The organism is Limnohabitans sp. TEGF003, assembly GCF_055395455.1.
Window position 1 is genome coordinate 82,051 of record NZ_AP029225.1, and the last position, 14,849, is coordinate 96,899.

The following is a 14,849-nucleotide window of genomic DNA, read 5'->3' on the forward strand; positions in this document are numbered from 1 at the left end:
CCCCGAATGTTTTCCTCTTTCCGCCGTTATTTTTCCAGCGATCTGGCCATTGACCTGGGCACCGCCAACACCCTGATTTTTGTGCGTGACAAGGGCATCGTGCTCGACGAGCCTTCGGTGGTGGCCATTCGCCACGAAGGCGGCCCTCAGGGCAAGAAAACCCTGCAAGCCGTCGGTCACGAAGCCAAGGCCATGCTGGGCAAAGTGCCCGGTAACATCGAAGCGATTCGCCCCATGAAGGACGGCGTGATTGCCGACTTCACCGTGACCGAGCAGATGCTCAAGCAGTTCATCCGCATGGTGCACCCCCGCAGCACCTTTCGCCCCAGCCCCCGCATCATCATTTGCGTGCCTTGCGGCTCGACCCAGGTCGAGCGCCGAGCCATCCGCGAATCGGCGCTGGGCGCAGGTGCATCCGAGGTCTACCTGATCGAAGAACCCATGGCCGCAGCCATTGGCGCGGGCTTGCCCGTGTCGGCCGCTTCCGGCTCCATGGTGGTCGACATCGGCGGCGGCACCACCGAGGTGGGCGTGATCTCGCTGGGCGGCATGGTCTACAAAGGCAGCGTGCGCGTGGGTGGCGACAAATTTGACGAAGCCATCATCAGCTACATCCGCCGCAACTACGGCATGCTGATCGGTGAGCCCACCGCCGAAGCCATCAAAAAGACCATCGGTTCGGCTTTCCCCGGCAGCGAAGTCAAGGAGATGGAAGTCAAGGGCCGCAACCTGTCCGAAGGCGTGCCACGCAGCTTCACCATCAGCTCCAACGAAATCCTCGAAGCCCTGACCGATCCGCTCAACCAGATCGTCTCGGCCGTCAAGACCGCGCTGGAACACACCCCGCCCGAGCTGGGTGCCGACATCGCCGAGCGCGGCATGATGCTCACGGGCGGCGGCGCTTTGCTGCGCGATCTGGACCGCTTGCTGGCCGAAGAAACCGGCCTGCCCGTGCTGGTGGCCGAAGACCCGCTGACCTGCGTGGCCCGTGGTTGCGGCATGGCGCTCGAGCGCATGGACCAGCTGGGCAGCATTTTCACCAGCGAATAAGGTTTGCTTCGGGCTGTCGGCCATCGGTCAACGAACTCGCTTTTCCTCACCTGAATCCGGCGCAACACATTCATGGCTCTGGATACCCTCGAACGCAGTGCCCCGCCGATCTTTCGGCAGGGTCTGTCTGCGACCTCCAAACTGGTGTTGCTGTCCTTGTTGTCCATTTTGTTGATGGCTTCGGACCACCGTTTCCAGATCTCGCAACCCTTGCGCTCGGGCATCGCCGTGGTGTTGGCCCCTTTGCAATGGATCGCACTCCAGCCCGTGCGCGCGGTCAGCGGTTTGGGCCAATACTTCAGTGATCTCGAGGCGGCCCAGGACGCGGCGCAAAGCTTCCAGACCCGCACCATCGCACAGGCTCGGCGGCTGCAACAAGTGGAGCAGCTGACCCAGGAAAACGCCCAGTTGCGCGAGCTGCTGGATTTGCGCGAGCAAATGGCCGGACCATCCAAGGCCGTTGAAGTGCTCTACGACACAGCAGACCCCTACACCGACCGCATCGTGGTCGACCGCGGGCAAGTGGCGGGCATTGTGCAAGGCTCGGCCGTCATCGATGTGGGCGGTGTGGTGGGCCAGGTCACGCGCGTTTACCCTTTGGTCAGCGAAGTAACGCTGCTGACCGACCGTGACCAGAGCATCCCGGTCATGAACGCCCGCACTGGCAGCCGCCATGTGGCCGTGGGCAACCCCGGCATAGCGGGTGGCGCACTGGAGTTGAAGTTCGTGCCTTCAGGGACCGACGTCAAGCAAGGTGATTTGCTCACCACCAGTGGCATTGATGGCGTCTACCCCCCGGGCTTGCACGTGGGACAAGTCAGCCAGATTGACCGCCGTGTGGATTCCTCGTTTGCCCGGGTGCATGCCACCCCGTCGGCCAAACCACGAGGGCGGCATTTGCTGGTGTTGATGCCTGTGAAAGATTGGCCTACATTGCCAGCGGCTGCACCAGAGCCCAAGCGCAGCGGCAAAGGCCGTGCGGTGGCCCCTTCAGCATCAGGAGGCAAGCCATGATCATGCCCGCAGGGCGTCCCCTGCTCTTGCCTGCCAACCCCCGCTTCATCGCCTTGACGGTGGTGGTGGGCTTGCTGCTGAACATGTTGCTGGGCCTGGTCGGCTGGCGCTGGCTGCCCGATGTGCTGGCCATCGTGGTGGTGTTCTGGAATGTGTACCAGCCACGGCGTGTGGGCGTGGTTTTGGCGTTTGTGCTCGGCCTGGCGCTGGATGTGCACGAGTCGGCTTTGCTGGGGCAGAACGCCTTGTCTTATGTGGTGCTCAGCAGCATGGCGCTGGCCGTTCAGCGCCGCCTGTTGTGGTTCCCCCTGCGCGAGCAAGCCCTGCAGATCGTGCCCTTGTTTTTGGTGGCGGCCCTGCTGGAGTGGGCCACCCGACTGATCGTTCACGATGCCTGGCCGCACTGGAGCCAATTGCTGGCGCCGTTCTTGCAGGCCGCCCTGTGGCCCTTGGTCGGTGCGGTCTTGCTGGCGCCACAGCGGCGTGCGTTTGACCCCGACAACATCCGCCCCCTTTGACCATGTCGCTCAGGCTGCCTTCCCTTGCCGAGTTGCGTGACAGCCAGGCCGAATTGCAAAGATTCCGCGCCCGGGTGGCGGTGGCGCAGGTGTTTGTACTGGTGTGTTTTTTGTTGCTGGTGGCCCGTCTGTCTTATTTGCAGATCGTGCGCCATGAAGACTTGCACGAACAAGCCGAAAGCAACCGCACGGCCGTGATCCCGACGGTGCCGCCCCGCGGCACCATCCTGGACCGCAACGGCGTGGTGCTGGCCAGCAATTACTCGGCCTACACCCTCGAAATCACACCGTCGCAGGTGCCTGACCTGGAGGCCACGATCGACGCTCTGGCCGAGGTGGTGGAGATTCAGGGCAAAGACCGCCGCAGGTTCAGGCGTTTGCGCGAAGACGCGCGCAGCTTTGACTCCTTGCCGATCCGCACCCGCTTGAGTGACGAAGAGGTGGCGCGTTTCAGCGCCCAGCGCTACCGTTTCCCGGGGGTGGACATCAAGGCCCGATTGTTCCGGCAATACCCTTACGGCGAATTGGCCAGCCATGTGATCGGCTACATCGGCCGCATCAACGCCAAAGAAAAAGAGCGCATCGAAGAAGAAGACGATGCAGGCAATTACCGGGGCACCGAATACATCGGCAAATTGGGCGTGGAGCAACGCTACGAGCGCGAGCTGCATGGCATCACGGGGGTGAACCGGGTCGAGACCTCGGCGGGCGGGCGGGCCACCCGCAGCCTGTCCAGCCGTCTGGCCACACCCGGCCAGAACGTGGTTTTGTCGATCGACATCCAGTTGCAGAAAATGGTGGAGGACCTGTTTGGCACCCGCCGTGGCGCGCTGGTCGCGCTCGACCCGAACACCGGGGAGGTGTTGGCGTTTGTCAGCAAGCCCACGTTCGACCCCAATTTGTTTGTCGACGGCATCGATGTCGAGAACTGGCAAATGCTCAACGAGTCGATCGACAAGCCCTTGCTGAACCGTGCCTTGCGTGGCACCTACCCACCGGGTTCCACCTACAAGCCTTTCATGGCCATGGCCGCTCTGGCCACGGGCAAACGCAGTGCCACGACCATCATCCACGATGCCGGCTCGTGGACCTATGGCGGCCACACTTTCCGCAGCCATGGCGACACGGGGCTTGGGCCTGTGGACATGGTGCGTTCGATCGCGCTGTCCAGCAATGTCTATTACTACTCGCTGGCCAACGAGATGGGGGTGGACGCCATCCATGACTTCATGAAGCCGCTGGGCTTTGGCCAAATTACGGGCATCGACTTGCCGGGCGAAGTGCGTGGCATCTTGCCCAGCACCGAGTGGAAGCGGAACTATTACAAAAAGCCCGAGCAAAAGAAGTGGTACGGCGGCGAAACCATTTCGCTGGGCATTGGGCAGGGTTACAACACCTTCACCATGTTGCAACTGGCCTCGGCCACGGCCACGCTGGCCAGCGGCGGGCTGCAGTTCAAGCCCCGGGTGGTCACGGCCACGCAAGACGCCTTGACGCACGCCCAGACGCGGGTCAATACGACCGAGCCGGTGAACCTGGGCTTTAAGCCCGAGCACATGGAGGTCATCCGCAACGGGCTCACGGGGGTGGTGACCTCAGGCACTTCGGCCCGCGTGTTTGCCGGAGCGGCCTACACCAGCGCGGGCAAAACGGGCACGGCCCAGGCCGTGACCATTGGCCAAAAGGAAAAGTACAACGCGGCCAACTTGTCCGAATACCAGCGTGACCATGCTTTGTACATGGCCTACGCGCCCGTTGAAAAGCCGCAGATTGCGGTGGCGGTGGTGGTGGAAAACGCGGGTTTTGGTGCGGCTTCAGCCGCCCCCATCGCCCGGCGTGTGTTTGACTATTGGCTGCTGGGGCAATACCCCAGCGAAGAAGACATGGCGGCCACGCAAAAAGGCCAGTCGGCCGCCCCGATCGGCAAGCCACGCGCCAAACAGGACGTGCCTCTGGAAAGCCGAAGGCTCAATTCGGCCAATTGAGGCCAGGCCGCAGGCGCCTCAGTGTGGCCAGCTTTGCGCCAGTGACTTCAGGCCCCGGATCAGCATCTCCACCGAGATGGACACCAGAATCAGGCCCATCAAACGCTCAAAGGCCGAGACCACGCGCAAACCCACCACACGCTGCAAACGCTCGGCCAGCAGCAGCACCACGGCGCACACCAACATGGTCACCGTGAGCGCCGCGACCCACTCCAGCCGACGTTCGGGGGCTTGGCTGACCAGCAGCAGCACGGTGGCCATGGCCGATGGACCCGCCAGCGCGGGAATGGCCAAAGGCACGATCAAGGGCTCGGCCACCGGCACGGGCGAGTCCTGCGGTGGTGGCGGAAAGATCATGCGCAGGGCGATCAAGAACAGCACCACCGCGCCGCCGATTTGCAAGGACACGTCCGACAGGCTCATGGCCTTCAAGAACGACTGGCCGACAAACATGAAGGCCAGCAGCAAACCAAAAGCGATCAAGACCTCGCGCACGATGACGCGTGCACGACGCTCGGGTGGGACAGCCCGCAAGCTGTTGACAAAAATCGGGATGTTGCCCAGCGGGTCGGTGATCAGCAGCAGCAAGATGGTGGCCGAAGCAAAGGTGTGCTCCATGCCCATCAGCTCGCGTACACCGTGCTCAGGTCGGCAAAGCCTTTGACCTCGATCGGGTTGCCAAACGGGTCCATGAAGAACATGGTCCATTGCTCGCCCGCAAGGCCTGCAAAACGCAGATGGGGTTCGACCACAAATGGCATGCGGGCCGCTTGCAGGCGGTCGGCCAGCGCTTGCCAGTCGTCTTTTTGCAAGACCAGACCGAAATGCGGCATCGGCACCAAATGGTCGCCGACATGGCCCGTCAGGCTGGTCTTGAAGGGCTCGCCCAGGTGCAGGGAAATCTGGTGCGTGAAAAAGTCAAAGTCCACCCAGGTGTCGGTAGAGCGACCCTCTTGGCAACCGAGCACGCCGCCATAAAAACGGCGGGCTTCGTCGAGGTTGGTGACGTGAAAAGCGAAATGGAACAGGCTGTGCATGCGTCAAAGCATATCAGCCCGCCAGCGGCTGGAACAGCGGGAAGAACCCGCAGTGCAGCTGTTTCAGCGGCGCAGTTCGGCCACAGTCTGGCAATCGAGGCAGCGTTTAGCGGTGGGGTAAGCGTTCAGGCGTGCAGGCGCAATGGTCACGCCGCAGTCGGTGCATTGCCCGTAAGTGCCGACCTGAATGCGCTCCAGCGCGGCGTCGATGTCGCCGAGCTCGGCGGTTTCGTGTTCGTTCATGGCGAACTCGGTTTCCCGCTCGGAGCGGATCTGGGCACGCGACTGAAAGCTGTTGTCAAAGTGCTCAGCGGCCATGTCGGCGCGCGACACCACGCCGCCGCGTTCGAAGGCGATGCGTGCCAGCAGCTGCGACCGGGCCTCGATCAGCTGGGCCTTGTAAATGTCGTGAGGGGAAGATGTGGATGTGCTCATGAAATTCATCATGAGCCTCGGATGCAGGACGCTTGTTGATGCAGGTCAACCATGCGGGGGCTGGCTGGGCATGGGCTCGCCGCATTTGACCTGCATCAATCGGAAGGCGCGTGGAGGTGCCTTCCGCTGGGTCAGGCTTTGGCTTTGGCGCGGGCCATCATCAGTTCGGTGTTGGCTTTGCGGTCGGCGTTGACTTGTTGCAGGGTGGGGCGTTCGCCCATGCGCTTGAGGTAATCGCGCACGGGCAGATCGGCCAAGAAGTCGCGGCCGTAAACGATTTTGGTGGCCGCCGACACCAGCGGCAGATGGACCACCGCCGCACAGTCGGCCAAGCTCAGGCTGTCGCCGAGCATGTAGGGGTTGAACTTGGCGAGTTGCGCGAACGCCGCCACGTTCTTTTCAAGTTGGGCACCCGTTTTTTCTTTGGCGCTGTCGCTGATCTGCCCGCCAAAAAAGGCTTGCGGGTAGAGGTTGCGCGCTACCAGTTCTAGGTGCAGCTCCAGAAAGGTCACCAGTTCACGCACCTTGGCCGCCGCAAACGGGTCGGCGGGCAGCAAGGGGTGCTGTGGGTATTGGTCTTCGATGTACTCCATGATCACGCCCGACTCGCACAACGTGCCTTGTGCGGTCTTGAGGTAGGGCACCTTGCCCAAGGGGCTAGCCGCCGGATCGGTCTGGCCCACCCAGGCCAGCTCTTCGGTGAAGGGCACACCTTTTTCGAGCAGGGCAAATTTGACTTTGTTGTAGTAGTTGCTGGCCGAAAAGCCGCAGAGTGTGAGCATGGGGGTCTCCTCGTGAGGGTGTTGAAATGTCCCAGCGTAATGGGCCACAGCCGATTGACGCGTCGCCAAGTTGACCAGCTGCGCGCGTCGCGTGCGGGCATGGTCTGCTGCGCCATAATCTGGCCTCATGTCATCCCTTCACAACGCCCATTCACTCGCCCGCTGTGTGCTGGTTTGGTGGATGTTGTTCATGGGGGCCTCGGTGGCATCGCCTTGGGTCAAACCCGAGGCTTCGCAGCTGGTGTGCACCGCCACCGGCAGCATCAAGATGGTGCAGGTCGGCGCAGACGACGCGTCCGCGCCCTTGACGCATGCTTGGCTTGACTGCCCCGCTTGTTTGCCCTTGATGGGACCCGCCGCCGCATTGGCGGTGACCGAGTGGTCCTGGGGCGCCGCGCCGCATGTGTTGCCCTCGCCATCGACGGCGCGCTTGGCCAGTCGGCCGCAGCAGCCCTGGCAAGCCCGCGCACCCCCCGCTTTTGGGGCCTGATGCCCTTGTGCCTCAGGGCTTGACCTCGGACCTGAGGTTTGAGCTTGCGCTGTTCTTTGCTGGTGAGACCACGGTGTCTGCCAGCCCCTTCGGCTTGACCGATTGATGACCCATTTTCAGGAGTGATCCATGTTCCGTTTCGTTTTGTCTTTGTCTGTTCTTGTTTTGTCTTTTGCTGCATCGGCCCAGGTGACCGTCAAAGACGCCTGGGTCCGTGCCACGGTGGCCCAGCAAAAAGCCACAGGTGCTTTCATGCAGTTGCTGTCGGCGCAAGACGCCCAGTTGATTTCGGCCCAGTCCCCCGTGGCGGGTGTGGTGGAAGTGCACGAAATGCGCATGGATGGCGGCGTCATGAAAATGCGCGCGGTGCCCAAGCTGGCCTTGCCCGCGGGCAAAGCGGTAGACCTCAAGCCGGGCAGCTACCACGTCATGCTGATGGACCTGAAGGGCCAGATCAAAGACGGTGATACGGTGCCCGTGACCCTGGTGGTCGAAGGCCAGGACGGCAAGCGCCAGACCCTCGACATCCAAGCCTTTGCTCGCGCTGCTGCAGCTGCGGCCATGAAGCATGACGACGGGCATGCCCACAAGCACAAACATTGAGTGAGCGGGTGCTCGTGCAGGAACGCATGTGCTTTGAAAGCGTCTTCAGGTAAGCTTTGCAGACCACTTTTCAAGGAGCAGCCATGAGCGACACTTCCGCCTTCGGCTTTGGCCAATTTGTGCCGGGCTTTGACTTTTTGCAAAACCTGTCCAAAACCGCTGCGCAGGCCCAGCCTGCGGCGGCTGCGGGCATGCCTGGGATGGCCAGCTGGGTGGCGCCCACGCTCAGCATCGAAGAGATCGACAAGCGCATTCAGGAGCTGAAGTCGGTGCTGTTCTGGCTGGAGCAAAACACCACGGCGCTCAAGGCCACCATCCAGGCGATGGAGGTGCAAAAAATGACCTTGACCACCTTGCAAAGCATGAATGTGAACATGGCCGATCTGGCCAAGGCGTTCACGGCCAAGCCCCCGACGCCGGAAGCCGCGCCTGCAGCCGCTGCGGCCAGCGCTGCAGACAAACCCAGGACCTCCTTGTTCACCCCCAAGCCCGCTCCCCACGCTGAAACCGAGCCGGCCACACCGCAGGCGTCGGCATCGAGCGCCGATGCGACGGCCCAGGCTGCAGCGGACCCGTCGGCCGACAAGGCGGAAAGCGGGTCTGCCAGCGAAGCGGCCAAGCCCGCGGTGGACCCGATGCAGTGGTGGGGTGCATTGACGCAGCAGTTTCAGGGCATTGCCGCAGCGGCCTTGAAGGACGTGGCGGGCGAAGCCATGAAGGCCGGCATGGCGGCCCAAGCCGCCTCCTCGGCGAAAGCCCCGGCCGCCCGCAAATCGGCGGCGACCAAAACCACCCGGGCCAAGCCAGCAGCCCGTGGGGCAGCGGTCAAGCGGCAGGGCGCCAAAGCGGCGCCTGCCAAGGCCGCTCGCACGGCCAGCCAGACTGCTGCCCGCAAAGCCACCAAGAAGTGAAGCGCCCATGAAGCTGTTTCCTTGTGGCCACGCCACCCACCCGCAGTGGCGCATGGCCGCAGGCCTGGTGCTGGCGCAGCTGCGTGCTCAGATGGAACTGCCGGAGTACGCCCGTCATCCGAAATTGGGGCTGCTCTACATCACCGACCATTACGCGCCCGAGGCGCAAGCGCTGCTGGACCATTTGCGCCAGGCTTTGCCCGAGGTGCCCGACTGGGCGGGCACGGTGGGCATTGGCGTGGCGGTGAGCAACGCCGAGTACTTTGACGAGCCCGCCATGGCGCTCATGCTGTGCGACCTGACGCCTGAGCAATACCGGGTGTTCTCTGGCGTGTCGTCCTTGCCTGCGGGCTGGGCCGATGCGGCCTTGGTGCACGCGGACTCGCACACGCCCGATTTGGCCGACTTGATCAGCGAGATGGCAGCCCGCACCCGGCAGGGCTATTTGTTTGGCGGCCTGAGCGCCAGCCGCACACGCAGTGTGCAGTTTGCGCTGCGGGCTGAAGACGCAGGGGGGGCCAATGCACACGGTGGTGTGCTCGAAGGCGGTTTGAGTGGCGTGGCGTTCTCGCCCGAGGTGGCCTTGTTGTCACGCGTGACGCAAGGCTGCCAACCCGTGGCCCCGGAGCGCGAAATCACCGAAGCCGATGGCCATGTGGTGCTCCAACTGGCAGGTGAGCCCGCGCTGGATGTGATGCTGGCCGATCTGGACATCAGCCTGAGCGAGCCACAAAAAGCCATTGCGGTGGTGCGCTCCACCCTGGTGGGCTTGAGTGCCGCCGGGCAGTCGGGCGTGGGCCGTGCGGGCAACTTGGGCAGCGACGTGCGGGTGCGCCACATCATTGGCCTGGACCCTTTGCGCCAAGGCGTGGCGATTGCCGAGCACCTGGAACCGGGCATGCGCTTGACGTTTTGCCGCCGCGATGTGCAGGCCGCGCGTGCTGATTTGGTGCGCGTGTGCGCCGAAATCCGCGAAGCCCTGGAGCCCGAGATGCTGTCCATTGAGGCGATCAATGCCCTGAGCGACGACCCGGTGCCCACGGTGCCTCAAGCGGGCCAGCGCATCGCGGGCGCGGTGTATGTGAGCTGCACCGGGCGCGGCGGTCCGCACTTTGGCGGGCCGAGTGCCGAGATGCAGATCATTCGGCATGCTTTGGGCGATGTGCCTTTGGTCGGGTTTTTTGCGGCAGGCGAAATTGCCCGCAAGCAGTTGTACGGTTACACCGGGGTGTTGACGGTGTTCACGACCGATTGAGGGCGAGCTTCTCGCACAGGCCGTGCAATGAAATGGCTTGAATGTCTGTGGTGAGTGGGTAGGTTTCCTGGCCCGGGTAGACCACCCATTTTTGACTGGGTTTTAAGTCATCGCAGGCGCTGTTGAAACCGCGCTCCACTTTGGGGGCGCTGCTGCGTTTGATCTCGATGGCCCAGAGTTCACCACCTGGCCAGGCCAGCAGCAAATCAATTTCTGCGCCCCCGCTGGTTCTGTAAAAGTGGCCCGTCACGCCCGCAGGCGCACAGGCCAGCAGGGTTTCAATGCAAAACCCCTCCCAGCTGGCACCCACCACCATGTGCGAAAGCAGGCTTTCTTTGGATTCGATGTTCAGCAGCGCATGCACCAGACCACTGTCGCGCACATACACCTTGGGAGCCTTGACCAAGCGCTTGCCGGTGTTGGTGTGCCAAGGGGCGAGCCTGCGCACCAGCAGCAAGTCACACAAGAGGTCAATGTAGCTTTGTGCGGTTTTGACATCCACACCCAGGTTGCGCGCCAGTTGGGCCACGTTGAGCAGGCCGCCTTGGTGGTGGGCCAGCATGGTCCAGAAGCGGCGCAATGTTTCGGCAGCGATGCGCGGCCCGAATTGCGGAATGTCGCGTTCCAGATAGGTGCGGATGAAGTTATCTCGCCAGCGCAGGCTACGGGCATCTGAGGGGGCCGTCAGACTTGGCGGAAAACCACCCCGCAACCACAGCTCATCCATGGCGCTTTGGCCTGTTTCCAGGACATTCAAAGGCCCCAGCTCCAGATAAGCGATGCGACCGGCCAGTGTTTCGCCTGACTGCTGCAGCACATCCAGGCTGGCGGAGCCCAGCAACAAATACTGCCCGTATGCTCGGCCTGAGCGCCGGGCTTGGTCAATCAAGCCGCGCAGCACCGGAAACAGGCCCGGCGCCCGGTGCACCTCGTCCAGGATGACCAGCTTGTCCAGGTGGCTTTCCAGATACAACTCGGCCTGGGCCAACTTGCCGCGATCCCGGTCCGATTCCAGGTCGAGATAGACGTGCGGGATGGTGCGCGCCACTTCCAGTGCCAGCGTGGTTTTGCCCACCTGCCGCGGGCCGAGCAAGGCCACAGCCGGTGAAAACTGGAGTTCTTCACCCAGTAATGATTGCAAATGGCGTTTAAACATCCTTGTAATTATGGAGTTTCATTCCATGATTTGCAAGGATAAATGCCTCAGACCCCGCGTGCCCGATCCGTCTTGAACTGCGCCCGGAACTGCGCGAACTGACCCGCGTCCAGCGATTCGCGCACTTCGCGCATCAGGTTCAGGTAGTAGTGCAGGTTGTGGATGGTGGTCAGCATGGGGCCGAGCATTTCGCCGCAGCGGTCCAGGTGGTGCAGGTAGGCACGTGAAAAGCCGTCACGGCCTCCCTGGTCCCATGAGACCCCCGATGCACCCGCGCAGGCGTGGCAGGTGCAGGTGCTGTCCAGTGGTTGCGGGTCGTTTTTGTGCCTTGCGTTGCGCAGTTTCAGGTCGCCAAATCGAGTGAACACCGTGCCGTTGCGGGCATTGCGGGTGGGCATCACGCAGTCGAACATGTCCACGCCATCGGCCACGCCTTGCACCAGATCTTCGGGTGTGCCTACGCCCATCAGGTAGCGCGGCTTGTGGGCGGGCAGGCGGTGCGGGGTGTGCGCCATGATCTGCAGCATCAGGTCTTTGGGCTCGCCCACGCTGACGCCGCCAATCGCATAACCGGGGAAGTCCATCTCCACCAGCGCTTCCAGCGACTCCTGGCGCAGGTTCTCGAACATGCCGCCTTGCACGATGCCAAACAGCGCGTTGGGGTTTTCCAGGCGCGCGAACTCGTCCTTGCTGCGCACGGCCCAGCGGCGGCTCATCTCCATCGACTTGCGGGCTTCGGCCTCGGTCGTCAGGTGGCCCTTGGTCTCGTAAGGCGTGCACTCGTCGAGCTGCATCACGATGTCCGAGTTCAGGATGGTCTGGATCTGCATGCTCACTTCCGGTGACATGAAGAGCTTGTCGCCGTTCACGGGAGAAGCAAAGGTCACGCCTTCTTCGGTGATCTTGCGCATGTCGCCCAGCGACCAGACCTGAAACCCGCCCGAGTCGGTCAGGATGGGCTTGTCCCATTTTTCAAACTGGTGCAGGCCGCCAAAGCCTTTCATGATGTCCAGCCCCGGGCGCATCCACAGGTGGAAGGTGTTGCCCAAAATGATCTGCGCACCCATCTCGTGCAGGCTGCGCGGCATCACGCCCTTGACGGTGCCGTAGGTCCCCACGGGCATGAAGATGGGGGTTTGCACCACGCCATGGTTCAGGGTCAGCGTGCCGCGACGGGCGTGGCTGGAGGGGTCGGTTTTGAGCAGGTCGAATTGGAGCATGGCAGGGATTGTAGGAGGGGGTCAGTCGGTGCCGTCGCCAAAGCACTGCGCCACCATGCTCCGCAGCCATTGGTGCCCGGGGTCTTTGTGCAGACGGGCGTGCCAGAACTGGTGGATCACGCTGCCGTCCACCGCCAGCGGCAATGGCCGTGTGGTCAGGCCAAAAGGTGTGGTGACGCGCTGCGCAAAACGTTCGGGCACCGTGGCGATCAGGTCCGAATGCCCCAGCACGTCGCCCAGGGCCACGTAGTGCGGCACCGTGAGGCGAATGCGCCGTTGCAGGCCCTGGCGTTCCAGCGCTTCATCCACCCGGCCATGCCCCGTGCCTGCTGCAATCACCCGCACGTGGCTGGCGGCGGCAAAGTCGGCCAGCGCCAAGCTGGGCGCAGCGGCCAGCGGGTGCCCTTCGCGCATGAGGCACACATAAGGCTGGCGAAACAACGCCTGCTGGAAAAACCCCGCTTGCAGTTGCGGCAGCAGGCCCAGCGCCAGGTCGGTGCGGCCAGACGCCATGTCGGCCCCCAGGCTGGCGCTGGTCACGGCCACCACCTGGAGGGTGACACCGGGGGCGGTTTGGGCGAGCTCGTCCATCAGCACGGGCAGGAAATACATCTCGCCCACATCGGTCATGGCCAGGGTGAAGCGGCGTTCGCTGGTGGCTGGGTCAAACGCGGCGCGCACGTTCAGCGCTTGTTGCAGCCCATCGAGCGCGGTGGCCACCGGCTCGGCCAGTTGCAGGGCGTACGGTGTGGGGGCCATGCCGTGCTGGGTGCGCAAAAACAGCTCGTCGCCCAGGCTGGTGCGCAGGCGACCCAATGCGCTGCTGACGGCGGGCTGGCTCATGCCCAGCACCGTGGCCACGGCCGAGACGCGCTTTTCGCGCAGTAGGTGGTGAAACACCAGCAGCAGGTTGAGGTCGAGTCGGGCGAGTTCCATGGCGCAGTGTTATTTGAAATTCGAATAATGATTATCTTTGAGTTTCGATTTACGGAATTCGAAGGCGGCGACATGATGTGCATCAAGACCTGTGGGAGGTCGCCCCTGCGGCCGAAAGCATGCAATGCCCAAGCGCTCATTCGCGAGCAGGGGCTCGCTCCCGCAACAAGCATTTGAGGAGACTGACACATGACTGAACACCCCATCCACTGGGAAACGGAAGGCACCAGCCGCGTTCCGTTTGCCGTGTACACCGACGAAGACCGGCACAAGAAGGAGCTGGAGCGCTTTTTTTACAAAAGCCACTGGAGCTATGTGGGCCTGGAGGCCGAGATCCCCAACCCCGGCGATTTCAAGCGCACGGTGGTGGGTGAGCGCTCGGTCATCATGACGCGCGCCCAGGATGGCCAGATCCATGTGGTCGAGAACGTCTGCGCTCACCGAGGCATGCAGTTTTGCCGCGAGCGCCATGGCAACAAGAAAGAGTTTGTCTGCCCCTACCACCAGTGGAGCTACAGCCTCAAGGGCGACTTGCAGGGCGTGCCGTTCCGGCGCGGCGTGCGCCAGGACGGCAAGGTCAATGGCGGCATGCCCGCCGACTTTGACCCCAAAGACCATGGCCTCACGGCCCTGAAAGTGGCCACGCGCGGCGGCGTGGTGTTCGCGTCGTTTGACCACAACGTGGAGTCGCTCGAAGACTTCATGGGCCCGACCATCCTGAAATACTTTGACCGCCTGTTCAACGGCCGCAAGCTGGTGGTGCTGGGCTACAACCGCCAGCGCATCCCGGGCAACTGGAAGCTGATGCAGGAAAACATCAAGGACCCTTATCACCCGGGCTTGCTGCACACCTGGTTTGTGACCTTTGGCCTCTGGCGTGCCGACAACAAGAGCGAGCTGCGCATGGACGCGCACCACCGCCACGCGGCCATGATCTCGACCCGCGGTAGCGCGGGCCAGGCCACGGGCGCTGCGGCGCAGGTCACGCAGGTGAGCAGCTTTAAGGAAAGCATGCAGTTGCACGACGCCAGTTTTCTGGACATCGTGCCCGAGGGCTGGTGGCAGATGGGCGAGCAGATGCCCACGGCGGTGATGATGACGCTGTTCCCGAGCGTGATTTTTCAGCAGCAGGTCAACAGCGTGTCTACGCGGCACATCCAGCCCGACGGGCATGGTGCGTTTGACTTTGTGTGGACGCACTTCGGCTTTGAAGACGACACGCCCGAGATGACCGAGCGCCGCTTGCGCCAGTCCAACCTGTTTGGCCCGGCGGGTTTTGTGAGCGCCGACGACGGTGAGGTGATCGAGTTCTCGCAGCAGGCCTTCGAGACCAAGCCCGAACACCGCATGCTGGTGGAACTGGGCGGGCGCGATGTGGGCGAGACCGACCACATGGTGACCGAGACCCTGATCCGGGGCATGTACGCCTACTGGCGCAAAGTGATGGAGGCTTGACC

General features: G+C 62.9%; 16 protein-coding genes. 9 read left to right on the forward strand and 7 right to left on the reverse strand.

Going from position 1 to position 14,849, the window contains the following annotated elements; genetic code table 11:
• Window positions 1-6 precede the first annotated feature (6 nt).
• The 4 genes from ACZ5RT_RS00370 (at window position 7) to mrdA (ending at window position 4,567) form a co-directional block, all read left to right on the forward strand.
• The gene (locus ACZ5RT_RS00370; RefSeq protein ID WP_090044524.1) at window positions 7-1,050 is read left to right on the forward strand and encodes a rod shape-determining protein; all 1,044 of its coding nucleotides are present in this window, start codon (window positions 7-9) and stop codon (window positions 1,048-1,050) included.
• Window positions 1,051-1,122: 72 nt separating this feature from the next.
• Window positions 1,123-2,064 (forward strand): rod shape-determining protein MreC, encoded by a 942-nt coding sequence (mreC, locus tag ACZ5RT_RS00375; protein ID WP_464453182.1) that lies wholly within the window; start codon window positions 1,123-1,125, stop codon window positions 2,062-2,064.
• Window positions 2,061-2,582 (forward strand): rod shape-determining protein MreD, encoded by a 522-nt coding sequence (gene mreD, locus ACZ5RT_RS00380; protein WP_291924373.1) that lies wholly within the window; start codon window positions 2,061-2,063, stop codon window positions 2,580-2,582. The genes mreC and mreD overlap by 4 nt, the downstream gene beginning before the upstream one ends.
• Window positions 2,583-2,584: 2 nt before the next feature.
• Window positions 2,585-4,567 (forward strand): penicillin-binding protein 2, encoded by a 1,983-nt coding sequence (mrdA, locus tag ACZ5RT_RS00385; RefSeq protein WP_464453183.1) that lies wholly within the window; start codon window positions 2,585-2,587, stop codon window positions 4,565-4,567.
• Between the two features lie 18 nt (window positions 4,568-4,585).
• Here the strand turns inward: mrdA and ACZ5RT_RS00390 are convergent, their stop codons facing one another.
• From ACZ5RT_RS00390 to ACZ5RT_RS00405, 4 genes are all read right to left on the reverse strand, one after another.
• A complete protein-coding gene (locus ACZ5RT_RS00390; RefSeq protein WP_291924369.1) occupies window positions 4,586-5,185 on the reverse strand; it encodes a MarC family protein in 600 nt (199 codons plus the stop codon).
• Between the two features lie 5 nt (window positions 5,186-5,190).
• Complete coding sequence (locus tag ACZ5RT_RS00395) at window positions 5,191-5,604, reverse strand: VOC family protein (protein WP_464453184.1); 414 nt, start codon at window positions 5,602-5,604, stop codon at window positions 5,191-5,193.
• A gap of 63 nt (window positions 5,605-5,667) precedes the next feature.
• Complete coding sequence (locus ACZ5RT_RS00400; protein ID WP_464453185.1) at window positions 5,668-6,039, reverse strand: TraR/DksA family transcriptional regulator; 372 nt, start codon at window positions 6,037-6,039, stop codon at window positions 5,668-5,670.
• A 131-nt stretch (window positions 6,040-6,170) separates the two neighbouring features.
• Window positions 6,171-6,821, reverse strand: a complete 651-nt coding sequence (locus ACZ5RT_RS00405) for a glutathione S-transferase (RefSeq protein WP_291924363.1) — start codon at window positions 6,819-6,821, stop codon at window positions 6,171-6,173.
• A 127-nt stretch (window positions 6,822-6,948) separates the two neighbouring features.
• Between ACZ5RT_RS00405 and ACZ5RT_RS00410 the strand changes: the two genes are divergently transcribed.
• The 4 genes from ACZ5RT_RS00410 to ACZ5RT_RS00425 all read left to right on the forward strand — a co-directional run bounded on the left by ACZ5RT_RS00410 (window position 6,949) and on the right by ACZ5RT_RS00425 (window position 10,080).
• On the forward strand, window positions 6,949-7,311 hold the full coding sequence (locus ACZ5RT_RS00410) for a DUF2946 domain-containing protein (RefSeq protein WP_464453186.1): 363 nt from the start codon (window positions 6,949-6,951) through the stop codon (window positions 7,309-7,311).
• A gap of 129 nt (window positions 7,312-7,440) precedes the next feature.
• Window positions 7,441-7,914 (forward strand): copper chaperone PCu(A)C, encoded by a 474-nt coding sequence (locus ACZ5RT_RS00415; protein ID WP_464453187.1) that lies wholly within the window; start codon window positions 7,441-7,443, stop codon window positions 7,912-7,914.
• Window positions 7,915-7,997: 83 nt separating this feature from the next.
• Complete coding sequence (locus ACZ5RT_RS00420; protein WP_464453188.1) at window positions 7,998-8,825, forward strand: PhaM family polyhydroxyalkanoate granule multifunctional regulatory protein; 828 nt, start codon at window positions 7,998-8,000, stop codon at window positions 8,823-8,825.
• A gap of 7 nt (window positions 8,826-8,832) precedes the next feature.
• Window positions 8,833-10,080: an FIST signal transduction protein gene (locus ACZ5RT_RS00425; RefSeq protein WP_464453189.1), complete on the forward strand. Its 1,248-nt coding sequence runs from the start codon at window positions 8,833-8,835 to the stop codon at window positions 10,078-10,080.
• On the opposite strand, the gene ACZ5RT_RS00430 is transcribed toward ACZ5RT_RS00425, so the two are convergent.
• The 3 genes from ACZ5RT_RS00430 to ACZ5RT_RS00440 are packed head-to-tail and all read right to left on the reverse strand — an operon-like array spanning window position 10,067 to window position 13,392.
• Window positions 10,067-11,236 carry an ATP-binding protein gene (locus ACZ5RT_RS00430; protein ID WP_464453190.1) on the reverse strand — a complete coding sequence of 390 codons (1,170 nt, stop codon included), beginning with the start codon at window positions 11,234-11,236 and terminating at the stop codon, window positions 10,067-10,069. The genes ACZ5RT_RS00425 and ACZ5RT_RS00430 overlap by 14 nt on opposite strands.
• A 47-nt stretch (window positions 11,237-11,283) precedes the next feature.
• Entirely contained in the window at window positions 11,284-12,456 is a 1,173-nt protein-coding gene (tgt, locus tag ACZ5RT_RS00435; RefSeq protein WP_464453191.1) for a tRNA guanosine(34) transglycosylase Tgt, read from the reverse strand.
• A gap of 21 nt (window positions 12,457-12,477) precedes the next feature.
• Window positions 12,478-13,392 carry a LysR family transcriptional regulator gene (locus ACZ5RT_RS00440; RefSeq protein ID WP_464453192.1) on the reverse strand — a complete coding sequence of 305 codons (915 nt, stop codon included), beginning with the start codon at window positions 13,390-13,392 and terminating at the stop codon, window positions 12,478-12,480.
• 189 nt (window positions 13,393-13,581) lie between these two features.
• On the opposite strand from ACZ5RT_RS00440, the gene ACZ5RT_RS00445 reads away from it, so the two are divergent.
• Complete coding sequence (locus ACZ5RT_RS00445; protein WP_464453193.1) at window positions 13,582-14,847, forward strand: aromatic ring-hydroxylating dioxygenase subunit alpha; 1,266 nt, start codon at window positions 13,582-13,584, stop codon at window positions 14,845-14,847.
• The last annotated feature ends 2 nt before the right edge of the window (window positions 14,848-14,849 follow it).

Excerpts from the sequence above, each read along its gene's own strand:
- ACZ5RT_RS00370 (WP_090044524.1), top strand. The coding sequence starts at position 7 with ATGTTTTCCTCTTTCCGCCGTTATTTTTCCAGCGATCTGGCCATTGAC.
- tgt (WP_464453191.1), bottom strand. The coding sequence starts at position 12,456 with ATGCTCCAATTCGACCTGCTCAAAACCGACCCCTCCAGCCACGCCCGT.
- ACZ5RT_RS00390 (WP_291924369.1), bottom strand. The coding sequence starts at position 5,185 with ATGGAGCACACCTTTGCTTCGGCCACCATCTTGCTGCTGCTGATCACC.
- ACZ5RT_RS00420 (WP_464453188.1), top strand. The coding sequence starts at position 7,998 with ATGAGCGACACTTCCGCCTTCGGCTTTGGCCAATTTGTGCCGGGCTTT.
- mreC (WP_464453182.1), top strand. The coding sequence starts at position 1,123 with ATGGCTCTGGATACCCTCGAACGCAGTGCCCCGCCGATCTTTCGGCAG.
- ACZ5RT_RS00415 (WP_464453187.1), top strand. The coding sequence starts at position 7,441 with ATGTTCCGTTTCGTTTTGTCTTTGTCTGTTCTTGTTTTGTCTTTTGCT.
- mreD (WP_291924373.1), top strand. The coding sequence starts at position 2,061 with ATGATCATGCCCGCAGGGCGTCCCCTGCTCTTGCCTGCCAACCCCCGC.
- ACZ5RT_RS00410 (WP_464453186.1), top strand. The coding sequence starts at position 6,949 with ATGTCATCCCTTCACAACGCCCATTCACTCGCCCGCTGTGTGCTGGTT.
- ACZ5RT_RS00405 (WP_291924363.1), bottom strand. The coding sequence starts at position 6,821 with ATGCTCACACTCTGCGGCTTTTCGGCCAGCAACTACTACAACAAAGTC.
- ACZ5RT_RS00400 (WP_464453185.1), bottom strand. The coding sequence starts at position 6,039 with ATGAGCACATCCACATCTTCCCCTCACGACATTTACAAGGCCCAGCTG.
- mrdA (WP_464453183.1), top strand. The coding sequence starts at position 2,585 with ATGTCGCTCAGGCTGCCTTCCCTTGCCGAGTTGCGTGACAGCCAGGCC.
- ACZ5RT_RS00440 (WP_464453192.1), bottom strand. The coding sequence starts at position 13,392 with ATGGAACTCGCCCGACTCGACCTCAACCTGCTGCTGGTGTTTCACCAC.
- ACZ5RT_RS00395 (WP_464453184.1), bottom strand. The coding sequence starts at position 5,604 with ATGCACAGCCTGTTCCATTTCGCTTTTCACGTCACCAACCTCGACGAA.
- ACZ5RT_RS00425 (WP_464453189.1), top strand. The coding sequence starts at position 8,833 with ATGAAGCTGTTTCCTTGTGGCCACGCCACCCACCCGCAGTGGCGCATG.
- ACZ5RT_RS00430 (WP_464453190.1), bottom strand. The coding sequence starts at position 11,236 with ATGTTTAAACGCCATTTGCAATCATTACTGGGTGAAGAACTCCAGTTT.
- ACZ5RT_RS00445 (WP_464453193.1), top strand. The coding sequence starts at position 13,582 with ATGACTGAACACCCCATCCACTGGGAAACGGAAGGCACCAGCCGCGTT.